Raw genomic sequence first — 11,773 nt, 5'->3', positions numbered from 1 at the left:
GCTGTGTTCTTGAAAGGGTCGTTCAGGACGTTTTTCGTCCTGAACGACCCTTTCATGACATCCGGGACCCCTCAGCACGTGTTGTGAAAGCCACAACACGCCAGCGACGCTGGGCCGACCAACCACACCCTCATGTCCCATGGGGACCCCTCATGACACCCGGGACCCACTCACTGCGCGAGTTCAACCACCCCAGCGGGAGCGAAGCGCGCGAGACCTGCGTAAAGCGCGGCGCCCCCGCCCAGATGCCCCAGCGCGTACGCGTATTCCCCGTCCTCCAGCAGCGCTGAAGGCCCGGCACCCGACCACGACAGCCGGTAGTGCCACCAGTGCATCCACCGCCCCACCCGGCGCTTCTCCCGCCAGACCCGCAGCCGCGTCACCTCGGTCCACCGGACCTCGAAGACGCCCGGCACCGCGAAGCCCGAGGCCGACAGCGTCAGCACCGAGGCCGAACGCCGCAGGGCGAGCAGGATCAGCCCCGCGAAAGCCACGCTGAGCAGCCCGAACACGACCCCGTACGAAGACCCGCGCAGGGATACGACAACAGCCACCACGCCGCCCCCGCCGAAGACCACGAAACCGACCAGCGCGAGCCGACGCATCACGACGTCCAGGCGCAGCACCACTGCATCACCGGAGACCATGTCCGGAGCGTAACCGGCGAAACCACGTACCGACGTTAGGATTCGAACCTCGACGTCGCGGAGGAGGCCGGATGACCACCCGTCTGCCCTGGCGTCCCGCCGCGACCGCGGATCCGGTACCGGTGCTCGCCGCCGCCCAGCGCGTCTCCGACGATCTCATGGACGGCCTCGCCGGACCCCGCGCCCGCCACGCCACCCACGGCCTTCGAAGGCTGTTCGGCGTCCCCGGTCTCGGGCTCACCGACCTGTCCGGCTCGCTCCTCTGGTCCGGCCGTCCGGCGGCCGATGACGTCGTCGCCTCGGCGCTCGACGAGGTCCTCCATTCCGAGACGCCGGTGTCCGAACCCGGGCTGCTGGCGCTTCCGCTGCACGTCCACGACGAATTGGCCGGCGTCCTCCTGGTCGCCGGGGGAACGAACGCCGTCGCCCGGCAGGCCGCCGAACTCGTCGTCCACGCGCTCGAACGCGGACGGCTGGAAGCGTCCGCCGAGCAGGCCGCGGAGGCGGAACTGCGCGCGCTGCGGGCCGAGATCTCCCCGCATTTCGTCTACAACGCGCTCACCGTGATCTCGTCGCTGGTCCGCTCCGATCCGGATCGCGCGCGCGACCTCATGCTCGACTTCGCCGAGTACACCCGCTACAGCCTCGCCCGGCACGGCGAGTACACGATGGTCGCCGAGGAGTTCCGCGCCATCGAGACCTACTTGGCGTTACAGCGGGCGGTACTCGGCGAGCGGCTTCGGGTGCAGGTGCGCGTCGCGCCGGAGGTCTTGGCCGTCGCGGTGCCGTATCTCGTGCTGGAACCGTTGGTGGAGAACGCGATCCGGCACGGCATCGAACCGCGCGCCGAGGCCGGGTTCATCCAGGTGCAGGGTATGGCGGAAGGGAACGACTGCGTGATCAGCGTCGAGGACGACGGTCTCGGCATGGACCCCGCCCGCGCGGCGGCGATCCTGGCCGGGCGCGGCGACGACGGCGGCGTCGGACTGGCCAATGTGGACAGACGACTGCGCAGCGTCTACGGGCCGTGGTACGGCCTGACGGTCGAGACCGAGACCGGCGCGGGCACCAGGGTCGTGGTGCGCGTGCCCCGATTCCAGCCGGGGGTCCTGCCGTGACGAACGGGTTGCGGGTGCTGGCGGTCGACGACGTCCCGCCCGCCCTCGACGAGCTGTGCAGCCTGCTGCGCGAGGCGCCGGAAGTCGCCGAGGTGGTCGCGGCCGGTGACGCCCTCACCGCGCTGAAGATGTTGCAGGGAAGCCATTTCGACGCTGTCTTCCTCGACATCTCCATGCCCGGCCTCGACGGGCTCGAACTCGCCTCGCTGCTGGCGCGGCTCAGCGAACCACCGGTGATCGTGTTCGTCACCGCGCACGACGGGCACGCCGTCGCCGCGTACGGCATCGGCGCGGTCGACTACCTGCTCAAGCCGGTCCGCGCGGAACGCCTGTCCGCCGCACTGTCCAAAGTGGTCCGGATGGCGGGCAACCAGGCCGACGAGCCGAAACCCGCGCCGGACGCGATGTCCGCGCTGCCGGTGGAATCCGGCGGGCGCACACGGTACGTCCGGCGCGACGACGTCCAGTTCGTCGAAGCGCACGGCGACTACGTCCGGCTGCACACGAAATCCGGCGTGCACGTCACCCGGATGCCCATCTCCCGGCTCGAAGAGTATTGGGAGGGAACGGGTTTCACCCGCGTGCACCGGGGTTTCCTGCTGGCCGTGGACGCGGTGCTCGAACTACGCAGCGACACCACCGGCGGGCTGCTCGCGCACACCGAGGCGGGCGACGTCCCGGTGAGCCGCCGTCACGCGCGCGACCTGCGGGACAGGCTGCTCGCCGCCGCGCAACGCGGTGAGCTGGGCCGCGGGAGCCGCGCGTGAGCCGCGTCAAACGGGTCGCCGTCACCAGTCCGCAGACCCGGCTCGCGCACTCGCGGCGCCGGGCGCGCGGACGCTGGCGTGTCCCCCGGCTGGCCGCGGGCGACGCCGAACGCGCGGACCGGCTCTACCGCGCCCAGCGCCGTCGCGGGCTTCCCGCGCTGGCCGGGATGTTCGGGCTGGTTTTCGGGCTCCCGCTGGTGTTCGGACTGTTCCCCGGGCTGGATTCGGTGCGGCTGCTGGGGATCCCGCTGTCGTGGCTGATGATCGCGATCCTCCCGTACCCGGCCATGGCGCTGCTTTCGTGGTGGCAGCTGCGCCGGGCGGAAAAGATCGAGGACGAGTAGTGGTGGCCGCGTTCGCGGTGGCCCCCGTCGTGCTGGTCACCTTGCTGATCGGGTTGCGTGGCGTCGCCGCCATGCGCACGACGTCGGACTTCCTCGTCGCCTCGCGCCGGATCTCGCCGCTGGTCAACTCCGCCGCGGTCTCCGGCGAATACCTGTCCGCGGCGTCGTTCCTCGGCGTCGCGGGCCTGGTGGTGAAGGACGGCATCGGCGCGCTCTGGTACCCGGTCGGCTTCACCGCCGGATACATCGCGATGCTGGTGCTCGTCGCGGCGCCGATGCGGCGTTCCGGCGCGCTCACCGTGCCGGACTTCGCCGAAGCCCGGCTCGCCTCCCCCGCGCTGCGCCGTCTCGCCGCGCTCGTCGTCCTGGTGATCGGAACCCTTTACCTGGTCCCGCAATTCCGCACCGCTGGGCTCGTACTGACCGCCGTCGGCGGGACGCCGTACTGGGTCGGCGTGGTCATCGCGGGCACCGCCGTCAGCGCGACACTGGCGCTCGGCGGGATGCGCGCGGCGACCTACGTCCAGGCGTTCCAGTTCGTGCTGAAACTGCTGCTGTTCCTCATTCCCGCGATCTGGCTGGTCTCACAGGTCTCCCCGGAGGAACGATCGGCTTCGGTGCATCCGGTGGAGTTCACCCACTTCGCGCGCGACACCAAGCTGTCCTTCGAGATCGACGTGACGCTGACCCTGCGCGAGCCGACCACGCTGCTCACCCCGGAAAAGCACGTCGTGCCACCGGGAGAGCTGGTGGCCAGGAGCGGCGAGACGCTGGAATTCGCTTCGGGCACACCTGTTCCCGCCGTCCGGGGCGGTGCCCCGCTGGGCGGGCCGGACTGGCAGCGGCCGCTGCTCGACCTCGGCGACCACGGCTACCCGCTGCTGGGCACGTGGGCGATCCTGATCGCGACCATGCTCGGCACGATGGGCCTGCCGCACGTCCTGATGCGTTTCCACACCAGCCCGGACGGCCGCGCCGCCCGCCGGACCGCGGCGATCACCGTCGCCCTGCTCGGCGTTTTCTACCTGTTCCCAGGGGTTTACGGCGTCCTCGGCCGAGTACTGGTGCCGGAGCTGTACGTCTCCGGCACGACGGACACCGTCGTCGTCGCGTTGCCGGCGCAGGTCGACGACGGCTGGGCGGGGTCGCTGTTCACCGGATTGCTGACGGCGGGCGCGTTCGCCGCGTTCCTGGCGACTTCGCTCGGTCTCCTGCTGGTGATCTCCGGCGCGATCGCGCACGACCTGGCGCCCGGCGGCCTGCGGAGACTGCGGTGGTCGGTGCTCGGGGCCGCGGCGGTGATGGTCCTGCTCGCGCTGCCGTCGGCCAGATTGGACGCGGGCGTCCTCGTCACCTGGGGTTTCACCGTGGCCGCGTCGACCTTCTGCCCGTTGCTGGTACTCGGCATCTGGTGGAACCGGCTCACCGCGGCCGGCGCGATCAGCGGCGTCCTCACCGGACTCGTCGCGTCTTCGGGCTCGATCCTCGTGGCCCTGTTCGCCCCCGGGCTGAGCGGTCTGCCCGCGATCCTGGTCTCACAGCCCGCGCCGTGGTCGGTTCCACTGGCATTCGGCGTGATGATCGTGGTTTCCTGGCGGGGAAGGCCACCCGCCTGGTCCACGGCCGCCATGCTGCGGCTGCACCTGGACGATCGCACGGCCGAGACCCCTTCGTCGTGGTCCGACCACCGTTCGTCGACCGTTCGTCGTCTCGGCAGGCGTTTGAACCGCTGAAGGTTCCGGTCGTCAGGCCCCCTCCCTAACGTGTCGCGGAACACATTCGCGGCGCGAGGAGAGCACGATGAGTACCGAAACGGACACTCAGGGTCCGCCCGACGTGGACTGGGACAAGGCCCACGACAGCCCTGAGTTCAAGGAGCTGCGCTCGCGACTGCGCCGGTTCGTCTTCCCCGTCTCGGCGCTGTTCCTCGTCTGGTACCTGCTCTACGTGCTGCTCGCCGACTACGCGCACGGCTTCATGAGCACGAAGCTGGTCGGCAACATCACCGTCGGCCTGGTCTTCGGTCTGCTGCAGTTCGTGTCGACGTTCGTGATCACCGGGCTCTACGTCCGCTACGCGAACAAGAAACTCGACCCCATCGCGGAGAAGATCCGCACGGACCTCGAGAGTGAGACCAAATGACACTCGCCGCCGGAGTCGAGGGAAGCAACCCCGCACTCAACATCACCATCTTCGGCCTCTTCGTGGTGGTGACGCTGTTCGTCGTGTTCCGCGCCAGCCGCAACACGAAGACGGCGTCGGACTACTACGCCGCGGGCCGCGCGTTCACCGGTCCGCAGAACGGCGTCGCCATCGCCGGTGACTACCTGTCCGCCGCGTCGTTCCTCGGGATCGCGGGCGCGATCGCCGTCTACGGCTACGACGGCTTCCTCTACTCCATCGGCTTCCTGGTGGCGTGGCTGGTCGCGCTGCTGCTGGTCGCGGAACTGCTGCGCAACACCGGCAAGTTCACCATGGGCGACGTGCTGGCGTTCCGGATGAAGCAGCGTCCGGTGCGGGCCGCGGCGGCGACGTCCACCCTGGCCGTGTCGTTCTTCTACCTGCTCGCGCAGATGGCGGGCGCCGGTGGCCTCGTCGCGCTGCTGCTCGGGATCGAGAGCAAGGCCGGGCAGGCCGCGATCATCGTGATCGTCGGCATCATCATGATCGCCTACGTGCTCATCGGCGGCATGAAGGGCACCACCTGGGTCCAGATCATCAAGGCGGCGCTGCTCATCGTCGGCGCGCTGGCGATGACGCTGTGGGTGCTCGGCATGTACGGCTTCAACCTTTCCTCGCTGCTGCAAGGCGCCGTGGACAAGGCGGGCAAGGCCGGTGAGGCGCTGCTCGGACCGGGCAACCAGTACGGCAAGACCGGCACCACCAAGCTGGACTTCCTGTCGCTCGGCATCGCGCTGGTGCTCGGCACCGCGGGTCTGCCGCACGTCCTGATGCGCTTCTACACGGTGCCGACGGCGAAGGAAGCCCGCCGTTCCGTGGTGTGGGCGATCGGCCTGATCGGCGTCTTCTACCTGTTCACCCTGGTGCTCGGCTACGGCGCGGGCGCGCTGGTCGGCGCGGACAAGATCAAGGCGGCGCCCGGTGGCGTGAACTCCGCGGCTCCGTTGCTGGCGCTCGAACTCGGCGGCCCGATCCTGCTCGGCCTGATCGCCGCGATCGCCTTCGCGACGATCCTCGCGGTGGTCGCGGGCCTGACGATCACGGCGTCGGCGTCGTTCGCGCACGACGTCTACGCCAACGTGATCAAGAAGGGCAAGGCGACCCCGGCTTCGGAGGTGAAGGTCGCCCGGATCACCGCGCTGGTGATCGGCGCCGTCGCGATCCTCGGCGGCATCCTCGCCAACGGGCAGAACATCGCGTTCCTGGTGGCGCTGGCGTTCGCGGTGGCGGCGTCGGCGAACCTGCCGACCATCCTCTACTCGCTGTTCTGGAAACGCTTCAACACCCAAGGCGCGCTATGGAGCATCTACGGCGGACTCGCGGTCTGCATCGTCCTGATCATCTTCTCCCCGGCCGTCTCGGGCAAGCCCGTCGACGCCAAGACCGGGAAGAGCGCCTCGATGATCCAGGGCGTCGACTTCCACTGGTTCCCGCTCGACAACCCCGGCATCGTCTCCATCCCGATCGCGTTCTTCCTCGGCTGGCTCGGCACCGTGCTGTCCAAGGAACACAACCAGAAGAAATACGCCGAGATGGAGGTCCGGTCCCTCACCGGCGCGGGCGCCGAGAAGGCCGTCGCCCACTAGTCGCCGGGACGGTGCGGCCGGCATCCAACGCCCCCGGCCGCACCGTCCCGGTTCTCACTACGGCAGCTTCCCCGCTGCCACCCCGGCCAGTTTCGCCTCGATGTCCGCGCGAACGGACTTCCACAGGCCGGTGCCCAGCGAGATCCGCGCCACCCCCAGTTCGGCGAGCGCGGAGAGATCGGGGCCCCCGGGCATCGGGGCGGCGTTGACCGCGCCCGGCGCGACGGCCTTCACGAACTCGGCCAGCGCATCCGGCGACTTGACCATGATCGGGTAGACGCAGTCCGCTCCCGCCTCGAAGTAGGCCTTGGCCCGCGCGATCGCGTCATCCAGGACGGCCCGCTCGTCGGACGCGCCGAGGAAGACGTCGACACGGGCGTTGATCACCAGCGCGTCCCCGGTGGCCTTCCGCAACTCCGCGATCCGGTCCGCCTGCGCCTCCAGCGACCGCAGTCCCCCGGAAGCGTGATCGGTGTCCTCGTAGTTGCAGCCGACGGCACCCGCCTCGGCCAGCCTCGTCGCGAGTTCCGCCGCTTCGAGGCCGTACCCGCCTTCCGCGTCGACGGTCACCGGAACGGAGACCGCCCGCGCGATCCTCCCGGCCGCCGCGAACATCTCCTCGACGGGCGCGCCCTCCCCGTCGTCGTACCCGAGAACCTTGGCGATGGCGAAGGAACTCGTCGCCACGACGGGAAAGCCGGCGGCTTCCACGAGCCGCGCGTTGTCGGCGTCCCACGCGTTCGGCAAGACCAACGGAGTACCCGCGACATGCAGTTCCCGCAGGAGCGCCGCGGTCATTCGGCGCGCTCGGGCAGCGGCGCGTGGCTGGTCACGCACATCCGGTTCCAGCTGTTGATCGCGATGACCTCCCACGCGACGGCGCGGTACTGCGCCTCGTCGAAGACCCGCGTCGCCTCTTCGTAGACGTCGTCCGGGACGTCGTGGAGGGTGGCGACGGTGGTCATCGCCTCGGTCAGCGCCAGCGCGGCGCGCTCCTGCTCGGTGAAGAGTTCGGTCTCGCGCCAGCCCTGCAGCACGTACAGCCGCCGCGGCGACTCGCCCTGCTGCACCGCTTCGTGGGAGTGCATGTCGAGGCAGAACGCGCAGTGGTTGATCTGAGAAGCGCGCATCTTCACCAGTTCGAGGATCTTCTGGTCGACACCGGCGTTGGCGGCGGCCTTCTCGACTTCGGCCTGCAGCTTCGACATGGCCTGGTAGATCTCGGGCACTCGCTTGCCCAGGTGGATTCGCTCGGTCATACCTGCGAATCTAGCGCCGACTGGCCCACGAGTATGGTCCAGTCACATGGCGGAATCGTGGTCCAGTTCGGGAATGGACGTCCACCTGGACTGGCAACCGGAAAGCGGCCGGACCGGGCTCGCCACGGCGATCCGCGCGGCCATCCGGGAAGGACGCTGGCAGGCGGGCGCCACGGTGCCCTCGACCAGGGCATTGGCGCAGGATCTCGGCGTGGCCAGGGGCACGGTCACCCGCGTCTACGCCGATCTCGCCGCCGAGGGGTACTTGAGGACCGCGCAGGGCGCCCCGACCCGCGTCGCGACGGCGGGCGCGCTGCCGGCGTCGGCGCCGAGGCCGGTCCCCCGCGACCCGGCGCCGCGCTGGGACCTGCGGCCCGGCAGGCCGAACCTGTCCGCGTTCCCCCGGTCGGCCTGGCTCGCGGCGACCCGCCACGCCCTGCACCAGGCGCCGATGTCGGCGTTCGACTACACGGCCGAATCAGGGACGACGGAACTGCGGGAGACGCTCGCCGCGTACCTCGCGAGGAGCCGCGGCGTGATCGCGGACCCCGAGCGCATCATCGTGTGCTCCGGGTTCTCGCACGCGATCGCGATCCTGGCGAGGGTCCTGCGCGCGCGCGGCGCGGAGGAGATCGCGTTCGAGAACCCGTCCCTGCACATCTACCGGAACATCGCCGCCGCCAACGGTCCCCGCGTGGTCGGCGTCCCGGTCGACGACCACGGGATCACGGTGTCCGCTTTGGACAGTCCGGCGGTGGTGGTCACCCCGGCGCACCAGTACCCGCTGGGTGTCACGCTCGCTCCCCGGCGACGGGCGGAACTCACCCGATGGGCGGAGGATACCGGCGCCGTCGTCATCGAGGACGACTACGACGGCGAGTTCCGGTTCGACCACCAGCAGGTCGGCGCGCTCCAGGCGCTGGCACCCGAACGGGTGGTGTACGTGGGGACGACGAGCAAGACGCTCGCGCCGTCGCTGCGGCTGGGCTGGATGGTGCTGCCGCGGTTCCTGGTCGAACCGGTGCGCGCGGAGCTGGCCGCGAGCGGCGCCCGGCCCGCGCTGCTGGACCAGCTGGCGATGGCCGAGCTGATCGAATCGGGCGCCTACGACCAGCACATCCGCCGCTGCCGGATCGAGTACCGCTCCCGGCGCGACCGGCTGCTCGCGGCGTTGCCGGATTCCGTGCTGCCGCAGGGGATCTCCGCCGGTCTGCACCTGGTCCTCCAGTTTCCCGGGGAACTCCCCCGGGAAATGGAGGTGATCGCCGCGTGCCGCCGTCGCGCGATCGGGCTCGAAGGGCTCAGCGGCTACTGGATCGGCGAGCCGCGACGCGAAGGGCTCATCATCGGGTACGGCGCCGCCGCGAAGCACGCTTTCGGCGGCGCCACCCAGGCCTTGCGCGAGGCCATCTTCGAGGTCACCTAGCAGAACCAGGGGCGCGCCCGGAGGATGTCGGTCTTCAGTACCGGGGCGCCGTCGACCGGCGCGGGGTTCTCCGGGGTCGGCTTGATCCCGCCGGCGGCGACGTCGTCCAGGGTTTCGAGGCCTTCGTGGCCGACGGTGCCGAAGATCGTGTAGTTCGGGCGCAGCGCGGAGTCGCCGTACACGACGAAGAACTGGCTCCCGTTCGTCGCCGGGCCCGCGTTGGCCATCGCGAGGACGCCCCGCGCGTACACCTTGCGCTCGCCGGTCGGGTCGGTCGGCGCGGGCGGAAGGCCGACGGGCAGCTCGTCCTTGTACTTGTAGCCCGGACCGCCCTCGCCGGTGCCGCTCGGGTCACCGCACTGCAGCACCTTCAAGGTCGGATACGAGGTCAGCCGGTGGCAGGTCGTGCGGTCGTAGAACCGGTGCGTCGCCAGGTGCAGGAAACTCTGCACCGTGCAGGGCGCCTTCGCCCGATCGAGGGTCAGGTCGATCTTGCCCTGGTTCGTCTTCAGCTGCACCGGCACCTTGCCCCGGCTCGGCGTGTGACGGGGGTCCGGCGGCAACGGGACCGGGCGCACGGCCGGGTCCTCCGGGGTCTGCGTGTACTGACAAGGTCCCTTCGTGACCTTCGGCGGCGCGCCCTCCGCGGACGCCGTTCCGGTGCCGGCCGCGAGCATCAGCCCGGCGCCCAGCACAGCAACAAAGACTTTCGCGATCCTCTGCACGGTTCCTGCCTCCCAGCCGTGGACGAAGAGGAGAGCATAGGGTGAATCCCCGCCGCTCACACAGGTCCGGAAGTAGGTGCGCGGTTAGGGTCGGATCCGTGGAGATCGCCGAACGACACCAATGGCAGCTGAACGCGCTGACCTTCCTCTACGCGTACACGCAGTACGTCCTGGTGCACGAACGGGTCATGGCGGGGCTGCCGCCGGAGAAACCGGCCGAACTCGACAAACCCCGCGTGCTCCGGCTCGCCAAGGTCGTCGACGACATGATCCTCGACTTCCGCAAGGAGGACGGGCTGAGCGACCTCGAACGGCGCCGGGTCGTCCGGCTCGCGAGGGAGATCAAGTCGCACGTCCGCGGGAAGTGGCCGCCTCGCGACCCGTCGCTGACCGAATGGGTCGCCTCCGCCGCCGCGCACTTCTACTGCGAGGAGCACATCAACAACGGCTACGTCCGGATGGGGCGCGTCTTCGACCCCGACATGGCCGACAGGTTCCTGGAACGCGTCGAGTTCTGCCGGGGGCAGACCGTCACGATCACGGACTACGCCCACAAGGTCGCCGCGGGCGAACGACTCACGTTCGACGAGACCGACCAGCTCGAGATCTGGAAAGAGGACGCGATCGGCCATTTGGACAACCTCGACAGCGACTTCGGCGACATCAAGATGTACGTCGAATTCTGACCGCTGCACGGACGGCCACACTTGCCTGCCCCGAAGCACCCGTGAAACCGCCGGGAAATTGACATCGCCCACCCGCGATCGAGATGCTCGAAGACGCACGACGCACACTCCTTTTCCCATTCACTAAAGGAGAATTCTGTGATCTCGAGCAAGAAGACGGCGGGCCGGATCGCGGCCATGGCGGCCGCCGCTGCCGCCATGTTCACGATGGTCGTCCCGACCGGGACGTCGTTCGCCATCGACCACATCCCCTGCCGCGCCGGGGAGAACTTCCTGAAGATCTGGTCGCACCTCAACGGCCGGGACAGCGTGGACTGCTACGCCAACCGCGGCCGGATCGGCTTCGGCGGCTGGTGGGTGGACAAGATCGAGACGGGCAACAACGACCTCATCTACAGCGACGCCAACGGAGATTCGGTGAGAGTCAACCGGTGGACGATCATCACGTACCCGAACCGCCCGCCGCGGGTCAATTACATCGAGATCCTCTGACCGCCAAGGAGAACACATGATCTCGGCCAAGAAGAAGGCCCGGCGCGTCCTGGCCGTGGCGGCCGCCGCTGCCGCCGCGTTCAGCCTGCTGGTGCCGACCGGGACGTCGTTCGCCATCGACCACGTCCCCTGCCGCGACGGCGAGAACTTCCTGAAGATCTGGTCGCATCTCGGCGGGAGCAGCAGCGTCGACTGCTACGCCAACCGCGGGCGGATCGGCTTCGGCGGTTGGTGGATCGACCGGATCTACACCGGCAACAACGATCTGATCTATTACGACAGCAATGGTTCCGACGTCAGAATCAACAGGTGGACCGACATCAGTTTCCCGAACCGTCCGCCGAAGGTCCGCGTCATCGAGATTCTCTGAATACGGCTCATCGTCTCGAACGTGGCGTACTGCCCTGGTGCTCGGTGCAGCGCAGATGAGGTAAGCGGTGCTCCAGCAGGATCCGACGTCGCGAAAGCCACTTTCAGGGCATCAGACGTCCCGAAAGTGGCTTTCGCGGCCCCCAAACCCCACAAGCGCCCCCGCCGGAGAG

At 69.3% G+C, this 11,773-nt stretch carries 14 protein-coding genes; 10 read left to right on the top strand and 4 right to left on the bottom strand.

Annotated elements, in window-relative coordinates; translation table 11 throughout:
* Positions 1–170: 170 nt before the first annotated feature.
* Complete coding sequence (locus tag AB0N89_RS39020) at positions 171–647, bottom strand: hypothetical protein (protein WP_364216079.1); 477 nt, start codon at positions 645–647, stop codon at positions 171–173.
* 71 nt (positions 648–718) lie between these two features.
* On the opposite strand from AB0N89_RS39020, the gene AB0N89_RS39015 reads away from it, so the two are divergent.
* From AB0N89_RS39015 to AB0N89_RS38990, 6 genes are all read left to right on the top strand, one after another.
* Positions 719–1,765: a histidine kinase gene (locus AB0N89_RS39015; RefSeq protein WP_364216076.1), complete on the top strand. Its 1,047-nt coding sequence runs from the start codon at positions 719–721 to the stop codon at positions 1,763–1,765.
* Entirely contained in the window at positions 1,762–2,532 is a 771-nt protein-coding gene (locus AB0N89_RS39010) for a LytTR family DNA-binding domain-containing protein (protein WP_364216074.1), read from the top strand. Before AB0N89_RS39015 ends, AB0N89_RS39010 begins: the two co-directional genes overlap by 4 nt.
* The gene (locus tag AB0N89_RS39005; protein ID WP_364216067.1) at positions 2,529–2,876 is read left to right on the top strand and encodes a hypothetical protein; all 348 of its coding nucleotides are present in this window, start codon (positions 2,529–2,531) and stop codon (positions 2,874–2,876) included. The genes AB0N89_RS39010 and AB0N89_RS39005 overlap by 4 nt, the downstream gene beginning before the upstream one ends.
* Positions 2,876–4,609: a cation acetate symporter gene (locus tag AB0N89_RS39000; protein ID WP_364216064.1), complete on the top strand. Its 1,734-nt coding sequence runs from the start codon at positions 2,876–2,878 to the stop codon at positions 4,607–4,609. Before AB0N89_RS39005 ends, AB0N89_RS39000 begins: the two co-directional genes overlap by 1 nt.
* A 67-nt stretch (positions 4,610–4,676) precedes the next feature.
* A complete protein-coding gene (locus AB0N89_RS38995; protein WP_364216061.1) occupies positions 4,677–5,018 on the top strand; it encodes a DUF485 domain-containing protein in 342 nt (113 codons plus the stop codon).
* On the top strand, positions 5,015–6,643 hold the full coding sequence (locus AB0N89_RS38990) for a cation acetate symporter (protein WP_364216058.1): 1,629 nt from the start codon (positions 5,015–5,017) through the stop codon (positions 6,641–6,643). The genes AB0N89_RS38995 and AB0N89_RS38990 overlap by 4 nt, the downstream gene beginning before the upstream one ends.
* A 57-nt stretch (positions 6,644–6,700) precedes the next feature.
* Here AB0N89_RS38990 and AB0N89_RS38985 read toward each other — a convergent pair whose 3' ends face one another.
* Positions 6,701–7,441: an isocitrate lyase/phosphoenolpyruvate mutase family protein gene (locus tag AB0N89_RS38985; protein WP_364216055.1), complete on the bottom strand. Its 741-nt coding sequence runs from the start codon at positions 7,439–7,441 to the stop codon at positions 6,701–6,703.
* A complete protein-coding gene (locus AB0N89_RS38980; protein WP_364216052.1) occupies positions 7,438–7,902 on the bottom strand; it encodes a carboxymuconolactone decarboxylase family protein in 465 nt (154 codons plus the stop codon). Before AB0N89_RS38980 ends, AB0N89_RS38985 begins: the two co-directional genes overlap by 4 nt.
* A gap of 46 nt (positions 7,903–7,948) precedes the next feature.
* Between AB0N89_RS38980 and AB0N89_RS38975 the strand changes: the two genes are divergently transcribed.
* A complete protein-coding gene (locus AB0N89_RS38975; RefSeq protein ID WP_364216049.1) occupies positions 7,949–9,328 on the top strand; it encodes a PLP-dependent aminotransferase family protein in 1,380 nt (459 codons plus the stop codon).
* Here the strand turns inward: AB0N89_RS38975 and AB0N89_RS38970 are convergent.
* A complete protein-coding gene (locus AB0N89_RS38970) occupies positions 9,325–10,005 on the bottom strand; it encodes a peptidylprolyl isomerase (protein ID WP_364216085.1) in 681 nt (226 codons plus the stop codon). The genes AB0N89_RS38975 and AB0N89_RS38970 overlap by 4 nt on opposite strands.
* A 146-nt stretch (positions 10,006–10,151) precedes the next feature.
* Here AB0N89_RS38970 and AB0N89_RS38965 point away from each other — a divergent pair, with 146 nt between their 5' ends.
* The 3 genes from AB0N89_RS38965 to AB0N89_RS38955 all read left to right on the top strand — a co-directional run bounded on the left by AB0N89_RS38965 (position 10,152) and on the right by AB0N89_RS38955 (position 11,601).
* Positions 10,152–10,739 (top strand): hypothetical protein, encoded by a 588-nt coding sequence (locus AB0N89_RS38965; RefSeq protein ID WP_364216046.1) that lies wholly within the window; start codon positions 10,152–10,154, stop codon positions 10,737–10,739.
* 138 nt (positions 10,740–10,877) lie between these two features.
* Positions 10,878–11,231 (top strand): beta/gamma crystallin domain-containing protein, encoded by a 354-nt coding sequence (locus tag AB0N89_RS38960; RefSeq protein ID WP_364216043.1) that lies wholly within the window; start codon positions 10,878–10,880, stop codon positions 11,229–11,231.
* A 16-nt stretch (positions 11,232–11,247) separates the two neighbouring features.
* The gene (locus AB0N89_RS38955; RefSeq protein ID WP_364216040.1) at positions 11,248–11,601 is read left to right on the top strand and encodes a beta/gamma crystallin domain-containing protein; all 354 of its coding nucleotides are present in this window, start codon (positions 11,248–11,250) and stop codon (positions 11,599–11,601) included.
* The last annotated feature ends 172 nt before the right edge of the window (positions 11,602–11,773 follow it).

The organism is Amycolatopsis sp. NPDC089917 (assembly GCF_040684635.1).
Lineage (GTDB): Bacteria > Actinomycetota > Actinomycetes > Mycobacteriales > Pseudonocardiaceae > Amycolatopsis.
This window is presented reverse-complemented; position numbering and strand designations above follow the sequence as displayed.